Below are 18,901 nucleotides of genomic sequence, written 5' to 3'. Positions count from 1 at the left end.
AAATAACAAAAAGAGAGAAGTTCTGCCAAATTTCTTGATAAAGCGAGCCATTTGAACTATATTAAATAAGTACTTGGTTTACGTTAACCGCCTATCATAAAACACAACTCCCCGGCATACGGTGGGTCAGTGAGGTGAGGCGGTTGAACAGGAAAAAGGCGGTCCGTGGACTTGGCGGACAGGCAGGTGTCCTTTCAAGGACGGTGCTGTTGGCAATCTTTTTTGCTGGGGGCATTCTGCTGGGACAAGCGTTGGCTGGGCAGGTGCCAGAGAGCACTGGGGCGGAGCTGCGCCGGTACTTAATGGATTTCCTACAACTGGAAGACAGCGTTTCTGAGAATGCGAGAGCCGCTGTATCCGCTGCAGTGATCTACTTCCGGTATCCCATGGCGGCTTTTTTGCTGGCGTTTACAGCTGTTGGAGCGGTGTTGCTTCCGTGCGTTACTGTGCTCTACGGCTGTTTGCTCTCCTTTTCTGTCAGTTGCTTCACCGCGGCTTTCGGGGCGGAGGGGACAGCGCTGGCGTTAGCAGTATTGGGGCCAAGATGCTTGGTGAGTATGCCCTGTTATTTTTTATTGGCATCTCCCGCCTGGGGAATGTCTGCGGCGCGTCTGCCCATTGGGAGGGGTAGGCGGACGGCGCCTGTGACCTGTGGTAGAGAGTGGTGGCGTTTATGCGGCGCGGTATCCTTGGTACTGCTGGTCGGTGTGTGTGTGGAACTTGTTTTAACGCCTCGTTTGGCGTATTTAGCATTGCGTCATATTCTAAGTTGACAAAAGAGGGGGAGGGTGATCCCGTGAGCGGTGATATTGACCGTTACGGAACGTATCTGGCGGAGGAGAAGCATTCCTCTCAGAACACAATCAGTTCCTATCTGCGGGATGTGAATCAGTTTGCGGATTATCTGGCAGAGCACCTGGATTGTGATTTACGGGATGCTCAGCCGGATATGATTCGAGACTATATGAACTGGATGCAGGGACACGGCAAATCTGCCGCTTCTGTTACCCGTTTCCTGGCCTCTGTGAAATCCTTTTACAATTACTTGGTGGCGCAAGGTGATTTGACGGTTAACCCTGCTAAAGGCATCACTGCTGATCGGGCTGAGCGAAAGTATCCGGAGATCCTTACCGCCAAGGAAGTAGAGCTGTTTTTGGACCAGCCACAGTGTGTGGATGCTAAGGGCTTTCGGGACCATGCCATGCTGGAGTTGTTGTATGCAACTGGTATCCGAGTTAGTGAGCTGATCTCTCTGAACTTGGATGATTTGAATCTGGCGGCTGGTTTTATCCGCTGCGCTAGTCGGGGCAAGGAGCGCATTATTCCCCTGTACCACGGTGCTGTGAAGGCAATTCAGGACTATGTTCGAGACATTCGACCTCAGTTGGTGGCTGACCAAGAGGAAAAAGCTCTGTTTGTTAATATGAACGGCGAGCGTATGAGCCGTCAAGGTTTTTGGAAGATCATCAAGCACTACCAGGAGAAGGCGGGCATCCAAAAGGATATTACGCCCCATACGCTCCGTCATTCGTTTGCCGTCCATTTGCTGGAAAACGGCGCGGACCTGCGGTCTATCCAGGAGATGCTGGGCCACGCGGACATCTCATCTACACAGATCTATACCCATGTAGTAAAGCGTCAGCTGAAAGATGTATACAATAAGGCCCATCCTAGGGCCTAACAAAGTCAGCACGGCGATAAGCCGTGCTGATTTTTTGCTTTGCTCGAAAAAACTTTTCTCCGCAGGCAATCAAAACGGTTTCACGAAGGCTCTAATCCGTAAAGAAACCGGAAAGGAGGCCCCGCCCATGGACCATGAGGAATTTGCCGCCAGGACCCAGGCGGTCTGGCAGCGGCTGTACCGCACCGCGTATTTGTATCTTGGCAGCGAGGCCGATGCCCTGGAGGCGGTGGACGAGGCAGTGTACCAGGCCCTGCGGGCCTTGAAGAAGATGCGGCAGCCGGAGCTGCTGGAGACCTGGCTCACCCGCATCCTCATCAACACCTGCCACAAGGAGCTGCGCCGCCGCCGGTGGGTGACAGGGGAGGAGAGCCTGCCGGACTCCGCTGGACCGAACGCCTACGACGGCCTGCCCCTGCGGGAGGCCATCCGCCGTCTGCCGGAGGAGCTACGGACCGTGGTCATCCTCCGCTACTTCGCCGGATATACCCTGGAGGAAACGGCCCAAAGCCTGGACCTGCCCCGAGGCACCGTGTCCACCCGCCAGCGGCGGGCATTGCAGCTGCTGCGCCTGGAACTGGGAGAGGAGGGAACGCCATGAGCCGCAACGAGGAATACAATGTCTTGCTGAAAGAACTGGAGACCACTCCGCCTCAACTGGAATATGCTGCGCAAAGAGCGTTGTCAAGGGAAAAAACTTCACAGAAAAGAAAACGGCTTTTTGGTGTCCCTATGGGCGGTCTGGCTATTTGCTTTACAGCATTTGTGCTGCTGGTGAACCTGTTCCCGCCTTTTGCGGCTGCCTGCGAGGACGTGCCGTTGCTGGGTGCTCTGGCGGAAGCGGTCCGCTGGTCGCCGTCATTGTCTGCCGCTGTGGAGCATGATTATGTCCAGCCTGTGGAGCAAAGCCAAAGTGCCGACGGTGTCACTGCCTCCGTGGAGTATCTTATCGTGGACCGCAAGCAGGTGAGCATTTTCTATTCCCTGGATACGGACCGGGACATCTCCCATCTGGACGCAGACTATGACATCCGCCTACCTGGTGATCTTCATGGCTATCATTCCACCACCGGCAGCTACGGCTTGGAAAACGGCGCCCTGCGGCGCATCGACGTAAATTTCGTGGATATTGATGTGCCGGAGACATTGGAACTGGAATTGCAGGTCTACGACAGCACGGACAACTGGGAGCCCGGTGCGGAACCGGCGGAAGCGGTGGGTGATTACGGTGATGAGATGCTGTCGGATCAGAGGCAGCCGGAGAAACTCTACCTGGCGGAGTTTACATTCCCGTTGTCCTTTGACCCGGAGTTCACCGCCCAGGGAACAGTAGTGCCGGTCAATCAGACCTTCCGACTGGATGGCCAGCGGTTTACACTGACGGAGGCGGAGGTGTACCCGACCCACCTGCGGGTAAATATCGACGACGACGTCGGCAACACTGCCTGGCTGAAGGGCTTGTCATTGTACCTGGAAAACGAATATGGAGAGCGGTTTGAAAGCTGCGTCAACGGTATTTCCGCCAGCGGCGACCCGGACGGAGAAGGATACGGCACCTTTTGGCTGGACAGCCCTTTTTTCAGCCAGGGCGAGCATCTGACACTCTGCATCACCGGGGCGGAATGGCTGGACAAGGACCGGGAGAGTATCCGTGTCGATCTGACGGAAAAGACAGGAGAGAACCTGCCCACAGGCGTCCGCCTGGAGTGGGCGGAACGGCGGGAGAATGGCTGGCTGGTATCCTTCAGCGCCCCTTACCGCTGGGGCAATACGACCTTGTACCAGATCTGGGGCCATACGTATCATGACGGTGAAGGCCGGGAATACGAGTTCGGCAGCCGCAGCGTTACCACCACGCCCATGGTCCTCGGTGCCCTGTCCGGGGAGGCTCTGGAGGTCCACGAGGCTGATGCCGCTGAAAACCGGGACCGATATTTTGAGTCCTTTGCCTTGAAAGGGTATCAGGAGGATCAAGTGTGGCTGGAGCCTGCCTGGACCCGGGTGACAGCCTATAAACAGCCGGTAAAAATCACGATCAAATAATGAGGAGGTCCGCCCTGATGGAGGGCGGACCTTTTCTTGACTTCTCAGCATTTGAAGCTTACAATGACAAAAACCTGCGATGAAACGGAGAAGCAATATGCGTATCATTATCTCGCCTGCGAAAAAAATGCGTGTGGACCGGGACAGCTTTCCCGTCCGCGACCTGCCGATACTGTTGCCCCGGGCGGAAGTCCTGGCAAAGAGGCTCCGTTCCATGTCCTATGAGGAGCTGAAAGACCTGTGGAGATGCAATGACCACATTGCGGCTGTGAATGTAGAGCGCTTGCAAAACATGGACCTGCGCCATGGCCTGACCCCCGCTATTTTGTCCTATGATGGTATCCAGTACCAATACATGGCCCCTGGTGTATTTACGGAGGAAGAACTGGAATACGTGCAGGGACACTTGCGTATCCTATCCGGCTTTTACGGCGTTCTGCGGCCCTTTGACGGAGTGACACCATATCGCCTGGAGATGCAGGCGCAACTTTCGATATGTGAATCAAAAAACCTTTACAGCTATTGGGGAAATTCGATTGCGGAAGCTATTTGGTCAGAGACAGACTATGTAATTGATTTGGCTTCCAAGGAGTACAGCCAGTGTGTCTCTCGCTACCAGCCGGCGGACAAGCGGCTGATCACCTGCGTATTCGGAGAGCGCAAAGGCGGCAGGATCATCGAGAAGGGGACCTTGTGCAAGATGGCTCGGGGAGAGATGGTGCGGTACATGGCAGAGCTTCAGGTGGAAGATCCGGAGGCGCTCCGGGATTTCGACCGCCTAGGCTATCGCTTCTCCGAGGAGGAGTCCGGCCCTTCTGTTTACGTATATTTGAAGGAAAGCACAAAGCAGAAATTAGATGCGGCATGGGCTGAATAACTTGTGCCCGCTAATGCTCCAGATGAGTGCAAGTTACCAAAAGATTGAAGAACTCTGGCCCAGCAGGATTGCTGGGCCAGAGTTCTTATGCACCGGGAGAATGACGATTACAAACTTTCGATGAAATCTTATTTTGAACAGATCACATTTTCATTTTTAAAAAAGAAAAAATTGCTGAAATGCCGACCATACCTGGAAAAGCATTCATATCCTCATCGGCTTTTCGTGTAATTTGTAATCGAGTATGTTTTTGCAAAATTTCAAAATACATTTGTTGTGAAGATTATTATTCTTTGCATACAGGGATATGACAAATACAGAAATTGTGCCGTATATGTGTATTTAAACTTTTTACTTCCTTTTTATAAATGCGGGGCTCAAAAACTATGTGCTTTTTTGCGTGTCGGGTAAAGGCAAAATAGCTCCAATTTAAATATTGGATGCTAGAGGCAAAACAAATTATACGCGTTTTTCTTTGCTAAAGTTTTGTATTTTTGACGTCGGAGAATGATTTGGTTGCTTTTCGGCGTTAGCGCCGGGCGGAATTAGCCATTCCGGGCCAGACGGAAATCGCCTTTTGGCCGGATGAAAATAGCCAATCAATCTCATGAAATCCTTTACACTTAGAGGGTAGCTAGCCCTCGGTGAAAGACTAACTATTAGAAGTCAAGTCTGAAAATGTGGATTGGCATAAAATCGCAGATGGTTCAAAAAGGGTATAGCAAAGCTGGTCCGCATGGACGCCTGCTTGAACTTATGCAAGAAAGCTTATGCAGGGCTGTTGTATGGCCGCTTGGATTTCTCCATAGCGTAGATCACCCTGACTAATTTCTTGGCAGCATGCGAGAGCGCGATGTTGTAGTGCTGTTCCTCCGCGTGTTTCTTCGTCAGATAAGATATTTGAACATCTAAAAGCAAAGAAAGACAGCTCTACTGTTGACGTCTTACTGCGGACAAGCCGGCTGCGAATTCCAGTCAAACGGTGCGCCCATTCCAATACAAACGGCGTGTCTGTTCCATTCCAAACGGCGTGAAGCTCCGCCAGTCTGTCCTGAGCTGCCAGCGGCCGCAATTCCGCACAGAGTTGAGGCCGCTGGTCTCCTGAGAAAGCCACCCAAGGAATCTTACTTGACTGCGTCTCTCATGCTAATGTCATTCATCTCCAGACGGTAGCTGTGGCGCTTGTCCGTGATGCGCGCAAGGCAGGCATCAGCATAGGTGTGCTCCTGGAACAGGTCAAACCATGTGTGGATTGGGAACTGTGAAACGATAATGGTGGACTTCCTGCCATCGCGTCTATCAATAACTTCAAAAAGGTCACGGCATTTATCCAAGTCGAGATCCATAAGGCCGAAGTCATCAACGCCAGTAAGTCCAGCTTGGCAAGAGATGAAACATAATTAAGATAGGTTTGTCTGCAGGCGAGCCTGTTCCAGTTCCAGCATCAGAGCGTTGGCGCGGATATAGCGCACAGTTTTACAAACTGCTGGATGGCTGAGACACAAAGGGCATTGCAGAGATAGGTATTTCCACTGCTCGTCATGCCAGTAATCAGGAGGTTTCTCCCTTCATCAATCCAGTGGCAGGTAGCCAGACGCTCAATAGACGCGGTATCCAGCTCGCGGACTGGGTCATAGATGGTTTCATCCAAGACGGCATCTGGATAGCGCAGTTGAGCCTTCTTCATAAACTTCGAAAACTTCTTGTTGTACCGAATCTGCCATTCTTGGTTCATAATAGTAGAAAAACACTCCATAAATGGAACAAGGTCTGCATTCGGATCCATGAGTTGAGTCTCAAGGGCATCGGCCATGCCGGATAACTTGAGGCTGCGGAGCCGCTCACAGAGAGCAATTTCTTCCGCGTTAAGAGTGGGGGAAGGCATCATTTGTAGCTGTCCCTCCCTCTAATGTTTTCATGTTCCGAAAGCCGGCCACGAGTATCACCTGAGGTCTGCTTGTGGTTCATAAGGCGGCTGAGAGCCTTCTGGAAATAGAAGTATTTACAGGCAGACGCGTCGATGCAGGTCTGCGCTGCCTCGTCCACGATATGGCGAGGGACATCATTGAGGATACCCTTGCAGCTGTTGTAAGCCTGCTCCTCGTGTTTCACGCCGCGCAGAATGCGGTCAATAAGCGTCACCATGGCATGGCCATACACCGTTGCCCAGCGACGATAATAGGCTCCGCCGTGCGCATTCAGTTCCTTATTGTACTGGTGCTCAGGCGGCATGTGGGCATCGTCCGTAATATACCGGGGAAAGTCCTTGTAAGACCTGACGTGCGTGCAAAGGAGCCTGTTGTTCTCATCGCAAATGCGGATTTCACTCATGGCGGCCTTGAGCAGAGCCGGCTTACCGTGCATGGTATACGCGACAGAGCAGTAGTGGCCGTCGCATTCAAGATGATAATTGTCCGGCACACGGAGGAAATATTTGTAATCACAGACGGTGAAGTGCCCTGCGGGAAGTGCCTTCATGCGCGGCTTGTCATAGGTCTCAAATGCATGACTGTCTGGATTTGCGGATGTCGCGCTGGTTTCGGGAGTTGCGATGGTTGATATCAGCAATGATGCGTTCGGCCTCCATGTTCAGAGCTTCAATACTCGAATAGGGATCGTTTCTTTCTGCTTCTCAATTAGATGGGGCTCCAGATAGCGCACATGGTTTTCAACCGTTGGCTTGCCCTTGGGCTTGCGTGGAGGAGATGGAAGGACAACGGTATCGTAGAAGTCCTCCAAATCCGAGAAAACGGAGCTCAGGACAAACTCATCCTTTGAGTGCTTTGAAATCGCACGCTTTAGATTGTCGGGGACGAGGTACTTCGGCACAGACCCGTAAAAGGACAGCGCATGTACCACGCCCAAAATAAAACTGGCAAGATTCTTGTTCAAGAAGATTTCGGCATCCACGCAGCTGCTGAAGCCGAGTGTCGTAGCGAAGACATGCACCTTTTTCACTTCGCCTGTCGCCGGGTCAAGGAGAAGCTCCGGCTGGTCGCCTACCCAGTCAATATACATACATTCGCCGGGGATGCGTTCCACTGGCATCGTGACGGATGTCTGTCCGAAGTTCTCAGCGAGGAACGCGCGGTACAGCGCATAGAACTGAGAGAGCTGGTATCCGTCAGGGTTTCTCCTTGTGCTCCAGCCAGACAAACGCCAGATCTGGCTACTTCATGGCCGACATACGCGCGTGGATCTTGGCAAAGTCCAACATGGGCTTCTCGCTGCGCTTCAGGTTTTCGGGCGGATAGAACGCCACCTCGACGGCTTTCGGCAGCATAGCTCTCAGTTCTTCGAGCGTAAGACCGAGCTCCTTAAATCGTTTCATGATGAGCGTGACGGTACTGGAGCCAACGCTGTACCGTTTCTGGGTAGTGGCGTATCCGACATTTTGCTGCCGGAGTCTATTACGCCGATGATAGTGAGTAGTTTTGCATAGGGTACTCCTTCCTTTATAGATGGCGGCGATATGCCGCAGCACCATTATAAAGGAAGGCACGCCGTTTATATCGGAATGGACACTCCGTTCACTTTGGAACGGCCACGCCGTTTATGTCGGAATGGGCACTCCGCTCATTTCGGAATGGCTACGCCGCTCGGCCGGAATTGCAAGCCGACTGCCGCTGAAGGTTCCAAAAACCTTTGACAACTTCGATTTCAGCTGCATCATTGGGAAGAACATTGACAAGTTGCGTAACCTCTCTACGCTGTTCGCCCTCTACGCCCACAAAACCCTCGCCTTCATAGGGAAAACGGGAACTGGCAAAACTCACTTGGCACAGGCTATTGGCCGCGCCTGCTGCGAGCACGGCATGAAAGCATACTTCATTAAGATGACTGAGCTGCGTGACCGAATGACAGATGCCAGACATGCTGGCTGTGAAAGCACGCTCCTCGCAGCTCTCGTCCGGCCTTCCTACCTAATTTATTGATGAAGTGGGGCATTGCGAGTTTGACAAGGAAAGCACATGGCTGTTTTTTGATATGGTGGACCGCCGCTACCAGAAGGACGGCTACTACAACATGATTCTTACCAGCAACCGTGATCCTGCACAGTGGCAGGAGTTCTGTGAGAATGACTAGCCCCTGTGTGCGCTTGACCGCATCTTCGATGATGCGATTGTGTTTTCGATTAAGGGCGAGAGTTTCCGCGACCGCCGTCTTGAGACAGTTTCCCTGTGGTCGTCTGCAGCGTCTCCGGCCGCCGCTCCCAGCCAAAAGAGCGGCTTTTAAAACCCACTTTCAAACTGGGGCTGGCAACACCCTTCCGGCCCGGATTGGCGATTTCTGTCTGGCTGAAATTGGCTGTTTTCTCCCAGCGCTAACATCGGCTATTCTAAATAAGAATATTATTAGGATTGCTCAATAAAGCAGTGCTATGAAACTGTCTACAGATAAGGCCCAGATCTTGACTGCATATTGCGGTGGCGAACAGCAGTCGGTGCGCTAACCAACGGCAGTGTGGCGGTGTCAGCGGTAGCCACATAGATGGTCGCTTTTTTGCAAGCAGATTTATACCTAAATCTGCTTAATTACCCTTACTTTCAAAGAGATTTCTGGGTCAATGGGGCGCATTTTGCGTCGGCAAGGCCTTTACCATTGACACGGGAATACCTTTGAAATACCCCTGCCGTTCACGGCGCAGAGCTGCCGTTCAGCAACGCACCAGCTACCGTTGATCGCCGCAGAATGCACTTGACAGTACAAAAACTGTTGCGGATATAAATTAAGACAAGCTCCTAATTCTAAAATTAAGAGCTTGTCTACTAGAGAATACTGGATTTGAGTTGGGGGTTCCAGCACGTGCGGGATGCATTGCCACTTAAGGTTATTCCTGTTTAATGATTTTAAACCGCTTCTTTATGAAAACTTTTTCACAATATGATAAGATAGAAACATAGGCTTAGAATCATCAATCGAATTCATCAAGGCTGGGGACCGAAACGATGTCCAGCAACCCCTCAATCTTCTCACGCGAACCATTGATATCGGATTGCAAAACGCATTGGTATATGCGATTATGGAGGTCGTTTTCTCCCAACGGCGGACGGCCCCGTTCTTGCCTGAGATGAGAGCGTTTACTAATCATCTCTGTGATATGTTAGTCGTCAGAGGATGATAGTAAGGTAATAAAATTATCTGGAAACAGCCGGCGTTGCTGATGTTGGCTGCGGATCCATAGAAATGCCGAAGAAAGCAGCACAAGCTTAAAGCGCCATTGATACCAGGCTGAATATAGCATTTTAAGCAAACGAGCCCAGCTGGCTACAAAATAGCCTGTACGGCAATTAATTGACTTATAGATTATAGAAATCCTTTGTAAATGGTTTTATGATAGGGGAGGAGGGGAGACTGTTTCATAGTATTGCTTTGCAAAGTAATCTAAAATTGCAATGTTTCTGGTTGAAGCAGCCCAAAAAGCAACAAAGTTATTCTCCAGCGTCGAGAATACGAAACTTTGGCGAAGAAAAACGGGTATTATTTGTTTTGCATTCAGCATCTAATATTCACATTTGGGCTATTTTGCTTTTAACAAACACGCAAAACGGCATATGTTTTTTGAGTTCAGTATTTATGAAAGGACGAAAAAAGTTTAGATGCACATTTGCGGCGTAATTCCTGCTTTTGTCATATCTGTATATACGAAGAGTGATAATCTCCGCCACAGATATATTTTGAAACTTTGCAAAAATATACTCGATTGCAAATCACAAAAAAAGCCGATGAGGATATGAGTGCTTTTCCAGGTATGATGGGTTTTTCAGCGATTTTTAGTTTTTTAAAAATGAAAATCTGATGCAGTTAAAAATGAGATTCCATCGAAAGCTTTTGCAAGATTCAGAAAGTCTTAAATAAGAAAAAGCAGAAGTCCTAAGACCGAAACGGTTTTAGGACTTTATCTAGTTCTTGTAGTGAAATTTGAACTCGCGACCCATTGCCCCCAGTTAAAGTGCGCTACTACTTCCCGTATATCACCTATCTGAAAACCGACGCCGCCGAGGCCGAGATCCTAACTGGCACAGCCGACCGCCGGGAAGCCGCCCGGCTTATGGTGGAGTGGGGCGTGAAGGAAGCTCTCATCACCCACAATACCGAGGTGCTGGTCTACGACGGCAAGGACTACTACACTTGCCCGTTGAAACCAAGAGGCCTGGATGGCCGCACCGGCAGGGGAGACACTACGTTCTCCGCCTATATCACTGAGCGGGAACGGGCACCAATTCCCCAGGCTCTGGAGTATGCCTCCGCGCTGGTCTCACTAAAGATGGAGACGCCGGGGCCATTCAAGGGCAAGAGGGAGGATGTGGAGGCCTTTATCCACGAATACTACCGGTAAAAGCAGGAGCATGAATGAACTGTACATTTTAAATGTGGGCCGTGCCGACTGCATCGTAATGCTTCTGGATACGCCGCAGGGACGAAAATGCATCGTAATGGATGCAGGAAGCTGCACTTATCAAGGGAAAACACCCCTGCTGACCCTGCGGAGCAAAGGAATTTGTGAAGTTGACTTGGCAATCTTAACGCATCTCCACCAGGACCATTTCGGAGGTTTCCACCAGCTCATCGGCCAAATTCCCATCAAGAAGTTGCTGACGCCCTGCGGTGACTTGGTGTTCACCAAGAGGATCTATCCGCTTTTCGGAGACCGGGAGTATTACCGGGAGTACCATCAAATCTTCTCTTACCTGGCGGACTGCGGCACAGAGTTGTGCTTTCCTAAGGACTATACTGGGAGAACTTTTGTCTATGGAAATTGCGGGCTGCAATGCCTATTTACCAAGATGTCCAGTGCAATGGAATCTGTCCTTTGCGCGAAACTGCTATGCAGTTCCAGTTTAAGCGATGATGAAATTGCGAAACTGCTGGAGCGTTACAAGCAGGCCTGCAACGCGGATAGTAGCATTTGGGCTCTGCAGCAGGGTAGGGAGGTCATTGCTTTGCTGGGCGGTGACAGCACGGACCAGAGTATGCAGCTTGCTCTCGACCGTGTCGGAACATTTCATCCCATCGTACAAAAACTTTCGCATCACGGCCTCGGCAATAGCTATTTCTCTGCGGAAATCCAGGCCCGTCTGAAACCGGGCACACTGGTAGTAAGCACCGATTCCGTCCACTGCGATGAAACTGTACAAGAACGGGTGTCTGCTTTGTGTAAAGCCGGCGATTCAAAGCTGCACTATACGTTTCATGGCGATTATTCTCTGGCCTTTTAAAATACCACGTTTTTTAAATATGCTCACTTCTGTACTGCCTCCCGGGCAAAGGTTGTATTAATACAGAATACAAGATAATACTGTTCAGAGTGGCTTTTCGGTGCACGCAAAGCACATGCCTTATTTCGCAACATTGTGACTACAGGCTTGTTTTCATATAAAAGCCAAAAGAAGGAAAAGCGTCTTTTGATTAACCATTATATTATAAATGTATCCTTGTAGGTGATCTTCTGGATTGGCTGGACGCGGAGACGAAATATGATCTATTGGCGGCGGAAGAGAGCATCTGCGATTTGTTGGACGCTTCCGGAAAGCATGCGTTTTTTAAGTGCATGGAATCGAAAAAATGACAGGGAAGGAAAGGGAGTGCCGCTAACGCAGCGCTCCCTTTTTCCATACGCAGGCAATGGAACTTTTAACTGAAATCATGGACTTGTAAGGTATCTTGCGGCGGCTCCGTACAGTGCTTACTGTTTCTTTTCTGCTTGATGTGCAGACCATAGTTTCTGTGCTTTCGGGGTCCAGTGCGCAGCATATTGGTCGCGCTTCCTGCAAAGGTGCTCCGCTGTCTCCTAAGACAACGGACCTGTGGAATCGGCGTCGCTTTCGGACACCATCTTCCGCAGATGTTCCAGATTTTCCAGCATGGGGCAGGGGAGTAGCATGTTATCATGGAAAGGCATAGGGGGAAGAACGAAATCTTCGCTAACACACCTTGCGGTGCGCAGGGCAGAAGTGTGATTTACAGCTTGGTTGAAGCGGCGAAAGGAAATTCTCTGGATCCATACCGATACCTGCTCTGGATTTTACGGAACGCACCTACCCTAAGCCAGAAAGATACGGCGTGGGCGGAACAGCTTACATCCGCCAATGCGCCGCAGGAATAAAATACTACAGATACACATCATGCCATCCCGCCGGGATGGCATGATGTGTATCTGCTGCCAGATTTGATGGTTACTAGTGTTCTGCTATTTTTCAACTTTTTCTGATACACAGTTTTTCGGATCGAGAACAAGAAGCCGGGCGTATTTTAGAAGTTCTGCCTCTCCCTTTATATTGAGAGTATGAGATATTAGGGTGAAAAGTTCCCTTGCATATGGGTCTTTGTCAATTCGTTCAGCAATAGCTTTAGCGCGTTCCGGAAATGCCTCATAGTAATCTGTTCCAAATTCTAACGGTTCTCCGGTATTGCCATTCCAAATTACATATGAAAGAGATTCATACGCATTACGAATCTCTTTTCTTCCATAGAGATAATCCATATCAACATTATAATGGTCGGCGATTGCTTCCATTGTTTCAAAGCCAGGTTCCCTTTCCCCCCGCTCATACATGTTTATGCTACTCTTTGACACACCTACGCTACATGCGAGATCATTTTGTGATTCTTTATGTTCTTGTCTGAGCTTTTTTAGCCTTGTTGAAAATTCTCCCATCGTAATCCCTCGTATCATATATTTCAGAGAGTTTAAATGGTGTTCCCTGTAACCACCAAATCAACAGATGCGAACAATGCTGTTAGGTCAGTAGGATCAAGATATTCTCCATCCATTGGCATTAATGTGAGAACTTAGAAGAACATTTCACATTTAATGTGTTAGCACCGGGAGAAAATCGAATGGATAATTCCGCCCAACGCTAACAAATGGAATCGGATGGCACGAAGTAATGACTTAACACCATTGGACGTTTTCCTTATTATACATATTTTAGTAATGTAAATCAAATATAAAGTGCACAATTTGTGCTTACATATTCTGTTGATTTTGTCAATTGCTTGTAGAATGCAAATGGGTGCATAATTAAAACGAGCACAAATAGTGCACGATAAGAAGACGAGAAAAATAGATCGAAAAAGATTGGGCATATTCGTCGATATCACAAGCTGTATGATGTGCCTTGAAGAAGTTTTCCGTACGGAGGAGAACGACTGCGGAGTCCGTGTAAGACTCAACCTCGGGGGGCAGTGAACAGAGAAACAGTAATTGATAAATGGTGGGTATATTTATTCTCGCTGTCAGAGAGCGCCCATAAGTTTAACCACACGTTTTGTCGAATACCCGATTTTTCAATAATAACAAGAAAAGGATAAGATAAAATGCCAACAAAAATCAAAAACGATAATCACACGAAGCAAAAATTCAAGCATGAAGTAAAAGTCCTGCAAATCAAAGTCCCTGGGGTCAGCGCGAAGATCAACTGCCAGTATTATACCGATGGTTCTATCGCATTAAGCGGGTATCTGATTGATAGCAAAACGGGAATTCGCCATGATTCCGACATTCACTTGACTACAAAAGCTGTTGTGGGTGAGCAGCTGCCTGAAAAAATGCAGTTCCTGGCTGGCCGCTTGACCAAAAAATATCAGGAGACTGCCAAGAAGGTGGCCCCTATGAAATTGACAAACAAGCCCTTCAGTCAGGCTTATGAGTCCCTGACTGATGAGGAACGTATTTCTCTCTGCCCTCCAACTTGGCGGGCAGAGTCCACCAGAAAGCAAGGACTTGCATACTTCTCAAGCACGATGCTTCCCTTGCTGGACGCCATCGGTCTGGAGATCGATGCCATTGACCGAAACAAAATTCTGGAGGCCATGCAGCGCGCGGCGGAGAGAAACGGTAATTTCAGCGGTAATCCGCTGGCTACTTCTGGAAAAGTAGCACAGCATGTCAAGGACTTCAACACGCTCTATCCTCGGCTTTGCAATTTGCGCCCTGAGTATGGTTTGCCTGAAGTCGTACTGCATGTTCCAGGTCAAACGAAGAATGTGCAGGCTGAGCAATGCAAAGCGTTACCGGAGGAAATCCGCATCCAGCTGGCAGCCATCCTGCTGCGACTGATTCCCAACGGCTTAGCTCTTGGCGGAGTTCTGATGCTGACAGCTATGACCCGCACAGCGGAAGCCTGTGCACCAACTTTTGGTAACATCGTATTCTTTGACACATTCGCGGTTTTTGGGGTGCTTTGGCAAAGTGATGGCAAAGTTCGTATTCCCGATTTAAAGACCGAATCCTCCTACCGCGTCGTCATTCTCCCACGATTCGCCGTAGATGCTTTTCGGATGCGGATGTCATGGCTGCGTGATCAAGGTTTTTCTGATGAAGAAATTCTCAAGATGCCGGTTGTTTCCGCACCCAACGATCCAACCCACATGGCTTCTCCCAATGATCTTTCCTCCTTTTTGCGGGAGCTGTTTTCTCTGCTTGGATTCACGTCCTCTTACTGGGAGACTGTTGATTCTATAATGCGGCTTGAGCCGGATCTCAATGATGATAAAACGCCTCTGCAGGATCCTACAGCATATGTACTGCGCCGCAATGGCTGTACCATGTGCTGCAACGTCTGCGGCATGGACCCGGATCTGGTGGATGCGCTGATGGGACATGCTCTTTCTCATCGATGCGCAACAGCCTGGGATCGTCATATCCGCCGTCCGGACTACTGGCCCCACATTGCTGAGCAGATGGAAAAAGTCATCTACCATCCTGACCACAGTGCAAATCCGGCGTTTTCTCCAATCTACATCCATTCTGACATGGACGTTTTTTCCCCGGAATCCGGTAACCCGTGCTACCAGTTTGTAGCTAAGTCCGACAGAGCAATCGATGTCGAGATTCAAGTCGATACGATGGAAGCTGGCGATTCTATCATCTTTTTTTCCCCGTCCAAAGAAGTCCAAGCATCATCGGAAACGCTGTATCTGGATCAGCCCAATAATGCCATTCCTATTTTGGGAGTAATCCATGAACGGAGTTACTACGAAGCATTGTTTGACGCAGCGGATGCTATTGATCTCAGCAGTTTCTTACCCTAAAACTAAGAAGAACCTTACGTTATTAATGGTATCAGCTGAAACGAATGATGCATTGCACCTTGAAAACAACGAAATTCACTGACTTAAGTAATGTTGATTTCCCTTAGGGTTTCACCAAAAGGGCTTGGATAAACACATTACTATGAAAAGGAGGATAGGCGAGGGATTCCTCCACCCACTTGTGGAAGTGGAGGGATCCCTGCCCAATTATCTGATGAAGAAGAAAACAATCAGCGCAACTGATCTCTCTCGTTATCACGGAGATATCAGTTTGAATGAAAAAGGGAAAATGACTGGAACCTACCAGTTGGAGGATGGCTGTATCGTCAAATACAGCCTCACCCTGCAGCAGCCCACCTCACAGTATTTAGTGCGGGGTTCCATCAGCCTGTTGGACCCATCCAGCGGTGCAATTCTGAGGATAAAGGATCGCAGTGGCATTGCAACAAAACCCGCTAAAAATCATAAGGCAACCGACGCTGCACAAGAGGATGGCTCTGCCGAGACGAGCAATCAAGTACAAAGCAAATCCGTCATCAAGGATGCGCGGGTTGCTGTCGTATCGTATAGCAGCGACCCTGAAAATCTTCGCAAAATTATTTCCGAAAAGGCCAAGGCTCTGTGCAATCAGTATCAGCTCTTGCTGCTGGACAGCGCAGATAAGTCTGTTCCTACAGAGCGGATGACCTTTTCTTTGGCGAGCGCTCTGATGAGCGCAAACTATACAAAAAGCTCCAGTAAAAATCCTGAAACACAGCATCGTAAAGAACTGCGGCTGAAGAGGATGGCAAACGTTCTCCCCAAGACAGAAATTGGGAAGCTGTCCTTGAATGATGTGAAAATGGCGTGCAATGAACTGGGCCGTCAGTGGCTCACATATGTGCGGGAGGCCTGCCGTTTTCTGGATTTCATTTTTCAAATGCGCCGGGATTCATCCGGATACAATGTTTTCTCTGAGTATTTAAGGAGAAATCCTACTAGAAGCAAGCGGGATACCCTGCGCCTGCAAAAAGATGCCTCCAACTCCGACATTCTGTCTCTGAAAGAAGAAAAGACGCTCAACCAAATCATTTCTGATGGCATAGATAATGGCCTTCTGATGGGCGTTTTACTGATCAAAGAAGCCGGTTTCTCCTCCACGGAAGCGTGTGCTTTGATGTGGAAACACGTGCTGCCTGTAGCAGATGCACCGGACGTCTTGCTGATCCGCTATCGGCGCAATGAGATTGCAGGTGCAGTCCACGACTACTCTTTCCCTATTACCGGCTTTCCCGTAGAGATTCTGTTGGCGCGGAAAAACTGGCTTCTCAATCAAGGCTTTTCCGAGGAAAAAATTGCAGACATGCATGTTGCGTCAGAACAGAAAGATCCATCCATTCCGTTGGCCCCAAGGGTTCTGACAGCCACCTGCAGGAATCTTCTGCACAACGCTGGTGTTGGTTATGCCAAGCTGGCCGGTCTAACGGATTACCAGCAGGGTGCTGGGATTACCTTACTTCTGCAAACATTTCAGCATCATCTGGAAAATGCGTGCCATTTGAAAAATGATCCTGCCGCCGTATTGTTTCTGCAGCACAAGTCCCTGGTCAATATGCTGCAGGCTAACCACTATCGCTGTTTTACAGACACCACCGCACGCCATTATTTGATAACTGCTCTGCGCCGGGACAAGCGGTTCCTGAAGGAAGAACGGCACGCAAAATGTATCAAGAAGAAAAAGAAACAATCCGGTGAGCAAATCGAGATCATTCCCGAAAGCTCTAAATATCGGACTCATGCCACATTTCGCGTACATTTGGAGCCGGGCCAGTCTGTAATGATCAGTGCACCGAATGGGTGCTTTGTAGCTGTTAAGAACTTGGCTACGGCATAACCTGCTTTCAAGTTCGACATGGCATTTCCATAAACAACGTGACAAAAGGCTGGGGCTCTGTTGAGTCTCAGAGTCCCAGCCTTTTTATAAATTAAGGGAGGTTGATTCTATGCCTTTATCCGCATATCGTGACTCTGACAGAACTCAAACTGCATTTGCAAAAGAACTTGAACTGAACGGCTCGCCGGAAGAAAAAGCTGGGCGCTTTTACTGCCAGTCCCCTGAGTGCTCTGCCTCTATGATTTTTGTGGTATCCAGTTCTAGCCACTGCGCCCATTTCCGGGCATTGCCCTCTGTCCCCCATACCGAGAACTGCGTTTATGGTCGCTTTTCTGAGTATGATCCGAACAAGTTTGATGAAAGAAGCTTCGATTTTAAAAATTTCATCCAGTATTTGGATCAAGAACAGAAGACTCCGAATCAGCAAACAGCGGGATGCGGGAGTGAGGGGCTCAATCAAAATAAAAAGCCTCTGACCACGTTGCATCAGGTCTACGGCATGCTGAAAAATCATGATCCTAAAGAGCGGCTGGGCGGCCAGAAAGTGAGCAGCATGCTGCTGGATGATCGTAGTTTTGATGAGTATTATGACCACTTTTACGGAAGTCATATCATCGAAGCAAAAGTAATTGACCGTTGGTCTTTTGCAGAGGAAAGAACTGTGCCTAACGGGGTTCAATTGAATTCTTTAGAAATACCAGAAAGACAGAAGTATTATTCAAAACTGCATCTGACACTTCGCGTAAAAGGTAAAGCTATTATTTTTAGTGTGTGTTTTAAAGATGCTGAGCTGTTCGAAACTTTGAAAAACCAGATTAAAGGAAGCAATACAGACTATAAAGCATTTGATAAGCCCTTTGTAGTCGTTGCTGGGAATTGGAAGCTGGTTCCTGGCACGCATCATCACTATACCACGGTCGTTAAAAACAAAAAGCAGATCTTTTGCTTTTAAAAAGTAAAGAGGATCGCCATAATAAAAACGCTACCACGTGGTAACGAATGCTTTTTGCATTTAGGTCATCTTAAAGTAGAGGATACAAGAAAACACGCCTCAACGTGAGCTAATTCAGCTTACGTTGAGGCGTGTTATTTTTAATTCTACGATTTTTTTAGATTCTTATTCTGGATTCCGTTTATTTTGATCCCGAGCCATGGTTTCATCTACAGCGCGATTTAAAAAAGCATTGATAGACTCTCCGTGTTTGGCGGCGTGTGCCTGTATGACTTCCTTTTTTCCCTTGGGCACTCGCATGGGAATGCGATCAATTTTCTCTCGATCATATTTTTTTATAGCGCGTTTGAGAGCGTCTGAACTCGACATATTGTACCTCCAAGTAGCACTACTTGAAAAAATTATACATTTAAAAGGAGAACTCGTCAAGAAAATATT

Annotated in this window: 18 protein-coding genes and 1 pseudogene; 11 read left to right on the top strand and 8 right to left on the bottom strand. The window is 48.9% G+C overall.

Annotated elements, in window-relative coordinates; translation table 11 throughout:
• Nucleotides 1–796: 796 nt before the first annotated feature.
• From xerD to yaaA, 4 genes are all read left to right on the top strand, one after another.
• The gene (xerD, locus tag ACTQ4R_RS01745) at nt 797–1,681 is read left to right on the top strand and encodes a site-specific tyrosine recombinase XerD (protein WP_441625239.1); all 885 of its coding nucleotides are present in this window, start codon (nt 797–799) and stop codon (nt 1,679–1,681) included.
• A 127-nt stretch (nt 1,682–1,808) separates the two neighbouring features.
• A complete protein-coding gene (locus ACTQ4R_RS01740; RefSeq protein ID WP_441625237.1) occupies nt 1,809–2,282 on the top strand; it encodes a sigma-70 family RNA polymerase sigma factor in 474 nt (157 codons plus the stop codon).
• The gene (locus ACTQ4R_RS01735; protein WP_441625235.1) at nt 2,279–3,724 is read left to right on the top strand and encodes a DUF4179 domain-containing protein; all 1,446 of its coding nucleotides are present in this window, start codon (nt 2,279–2,281) and stop codon (nt 3,722–3,724) included. Before ACTQ4R_RS01740 ends, ACTQ4R_RS01735 begins: the two co-directional genes overlap by 4 nt.
• Nucleotides 3,725–3,803: 79 nt before the next feature.
• Nucleotides 3,804–4,601, top strand: a complete 798-nt coding sequence (gene yaaA / locus ACTQ4R_RS01730; protein WP_441625233.1) for a peroxide stress protein YaaA — start codon at nt 3,804–3,806, stop codon at nt 4,599–4,601.
• 768 nt (nt 4,602–5,369) lie between these two features.
• On the opposite strand, the pseudogene ACTQ4R_RS01725 reads toward yaaA, so the two are convergent.
• The 6 genes and pseudogenes from ACTQ4R_RS01725 to ACTQ4R_RS01700 all read right to left on the bottom strand — a co-directional run.
• Nucleotides 5,370–5,495, bottom strand: a pseudogene (locus ACTQ4R_RS01725) (IS110 family transposase); the annotation flags it as partial.
• A gap of 230 nt (nt 5,496–5,725) precedes the next feature.
• Entirely contained in the window at nt 5,726–5,947 is a 222-nt protein-coding gene (locus ACTQ4R_RS01720) for an ATP-binding protein (protein ID WP_441625231.1), read from the bottom strand.
• A gap of 98 nt (nt 5,948–6,045) precedes the next feature.
• Nucleotides 6,046–6,489 (bottom strand): ATP-binding protein, encoded by a 444-nt coding sequence (locus tag ACTQ4R_RS01715; protein ID WP_441625229.1) that lies wholly within the window; start codon nt 6,487–6,489, stop codon nt 6,046–6,048.
• Nucleotides 6,486–7,169: a Mu transposase domain-containing protein gene (locus ACTQ4R_RS01710; protein WP_441625227.1), complete on the bottom strand. Its 684-nt coding sequence runs from the start codon at nt 7,167–7,169 to the stop codon at nt 6,486–6,488. The genes ACTQ4R_RS01715 and ACTQ4R_RS01710 overlap by 4 nt, the downstream gene beginning before the upstream one ends.
• Nucleotides 7,170–7,190: 21 nt before the next feature.
• Complete coding sequence (locus ACTQ4R_RS01705; RefSeq protein WP_441625225.1) at nt 7,191–7,757, bottom strand: hypothetical protein; 567 nt, start codon at nt 7,755–7,757, stop codon at nt 7,191–7,193.
• 13 nt (nt 7,758–7,770) lie between these two features.
• A complete protein-coding gene (locus tag ACTQ4R_RS01700; RefSeq protein ID WP_441625223.1) occupies nt 7,771–7,932 on the bottom strand; it encodes a hypothetical protein in 162 nt (53 codons plus the stop codon).
• Nucleotides 7,933–8,062: 130 nt separating this feature from the next.
• Here ACTQ4R_RS01700 and ACTQ4R_RS01695 point away from each other — a divergent pair, with 130 nt between their 5' ends.
• The 4 genes from ACTQ4R_RS01695 (at nt 8,063) to ACTQ4R_RS01680 (ending at nt 11,821) form a co-directional block, all read left to right on the top strand.
• A complete protein-coding gene (locus ACTQ4R_RS01695; RefSeq protein WP_441625221.1) occupies nt 8,063–8,536 on the top strand; it encodes an ATP-binding protein in 474 nt (157 codons plus the stop codon).
• Nucleotides 8,537–8,540: 4 nt separating this feature from the next.
• Nucleotides 8,541–8,687 (top strand): hypothetical protein, encoded by a 147-nt coding sequence (locus ACTQ4R_RS01690; RefSeq protein WP_441625219.1) that lies wholly within the window; start codon nt 8,541–8,543, stop codon nt 8,685–8,687.
• Between the two features lie 1,852 nt (nt 8,688–10,539).
• A complete protein-coding gene (locus ACTQ4R_RS01685; protein ID WP_441625217.1) occupies nt 10,540–10,941 on the top strand; it encodes a hypothetical protein in 402 nt (133 codons plus the stop codon).
• Between the two features lie 10 nt (nt 10,942–10,951).
• A complete protein-coding gene (locus ACTQ4R_RS01680; protein ID WP_441625216.1) occupies nt 10,952–11,821 on the top strand; it encodes an MBL fold metallo-hydrolase in 870 nt (289 codons plus the stop codon).
• Nucleotides 11,822–12,792: 971 nt separating this feature from the next.
• On the opposite strand, the gene ACTQ4R_RS01675 is transcribed toward ACTQ4R_RS01680, so the two are convergent.
• Nucleotides 12,793–13,260: a helix-turn-helix domain-containing protein gene (locus ACTQ4R_RS01675; RefSeq protein WP_441625214.1), complete on the bottom strand. Its 468-nt coding sequence runs from the start codon at nt 13,258–13,260 to the stop codon at nt 12,793–12,795.
• Between the two features lie 662 nt (nt 13,261–13,922).
• On the opposite strand from ACTQ4R_RS01675, the gene ACTQ4R_RS01670 reads away from it, so the two are divergent.
• The 3 genes from ACTQ4R_RS01670 (at nt 13,923) to ACTQ4R_RS01660 (ending at nt 18,463) form a co-directional block, all read left to right on the top strand.
• The gene (locus ACTQ4R_RS01670; RefSeq protein ID WP_441625212.1) at nt 13,923–15,638 is read left to right on the top strand and encodes a hypothetical protein; all 1,716 of its coding nucleotides are present in this window, start codon (nt 13,923–13,925) and stop codon (nt 15,636–15,638) included.
• A gap of 214 nt (nt 15,639–15,852) precedes the next feature.
• The gene (locus tag ACTQ4R_RS01665) at nt 15,853–17,511 is read left to right on the top strand and encodes a hypothetical protein (protein WP_441625210.1); all 1,659 of its coding nucleotides are present in this window, start codon (nt 15,853–15,855) and stop codon (nt 17,509–17,511) included.
• A gap of 109 nt (nt 17,512–17,620) precedes the next feature.
• Nucleotides 17,621–18,463, top strand: coding sequence for a hypothetical protein (locus ACTQ4R_RS01660; RefSeq protein WP_441625208.1), 843 nt, complete (start codon nt 17,621–17,623; stop codon nt 18,461–18,463).
• 165 nt (nt 18,464–18,628) lie between these two features.
• Here the strand turns inward: ACTQ4R_RS01660 and ACTQ4R_RS01655 are convergent, their stop codons facing one another.
• The gene (locus tag ACTQ4R_RS01655; RefSeq protein WP_441625206.1) at nt 18,629–18,832 is read right to left on the bottom strand and encodes a hypothetical protein; all 204 of its coding nucleotides are present in this window, start codon (nt 18,830–18,832) and stop codon (nt 18,629–18,631) included.
• Nucleotides 18,833–18,901: the final 69 nt, after the last annotated feature.

The sequence above is a fragment of the Dysosmobacter sp. Sow4_B12 genome, assembly GCF_052116665.1.
Classification (GTDB): Bacteria; Bacillota; Clostridia; order Oscillospirales; family Oscillospiraceae; genus Oscillibacter.
The sequence above is the reverse complement of the archived record's forward strand: the minus strand, read 5'-3'. Positions and strand labels throughout refer to the sequence as shown.

Bases quoted from the DNA above. Each gene is read 5' to 3' on its own strand.
- ACTQ4R_RS01740 (WP_441625237.1), top strand. From the start codon at position 1,809: ATGGACCATGAGGAATTTGCCGCCAGGACCCAGGCGGTCTGGCAGCGG.
- ACTQ4R_RS01735 (WP_441625235.1), top strand. From the start codon at position 2,279: ATGAGCCGCAACGAGGAATACAATGTCTTGCTGAAAGAACTGGAGACC.
- yaaA (WP_441625233.1), top strand. From the start codon at position 3,804: ATGAAACGGAGAAGCAATATGCGTATCATTATCTCGCCTGCGAAAAAA.
- ACTQ4R_RS01720 (WP_441625231.1), bottom strand. From the start codon at position 5,947: ATGGATCTCGACTTGGATAAATGCCGTGACCTTTTTGAAGTTATTGAT.
- ACTQ4R_RS01715 (WP_441625229.1), bottom strand. From the start codon at position 6,489: ATGATGCCTTCCCCCACTCTTAACGCGGAAGAAATTGCTCTCTGTGAG.
- ACTQ4R_RS01700 (WP_441625223.1), bottom strand. From the start codon at position 7,932: ATGAAACGATTTAAGGAGCTCGGTCTTACGCTCGAAGAACTGAGAGCT.
- ACTQ4R_RS01695 (WP_441625221.1), top strand. From the start codon at position 8,063: ATGGCGGCGATATGCCGCAGCACCATTATAAAGGAAGGCACGCCGTTT.
- ACTQ4R_RS01680 (WP_441625216.1), top strand. From the start codon at position 10,952: ATGAATGAACTGTACATTTTAAATGTGGGCCGTGCCGACTGCATCGTA.
- ACTQ4R_RS01675 (WP_441625214.1), bottom strand. From the start codon at position 13,260: ATGGGAGAATTTTCAACAAGGCTAAAAAAGCTCAGACAAGAACATAAA.
- ACTQ4R_RS01670 (WP_441625212.1), top strand. From the start codon at position 13,923: ATGCCAACAAAAATCAAAAACGATAATCACACGAAGCAAAAATTCAAG.
- ACTQ4R_RS01665 (WP_441625210.1), top strand. From the start codon at position 15,853: ATGAAGAAGAAAACAATCAGCGCAACTGATCTCTCTCGTTATCACGGA.
- ACTQ4R_RS01660 (WP_441625208.1), top strand. From the start codon at position 17,621: ATGCCTTTATCCGCATATCGTGACTCTGACAGAACTCAAACTGCATTT.
- ACTQ4R_RS01655 (WP_441625206.1), bottom strand. From the start codon at position 18,832: ATGTCGAGTTCAGACGCTCTCAAACGCGCTATAAAAAAATATGATCGA.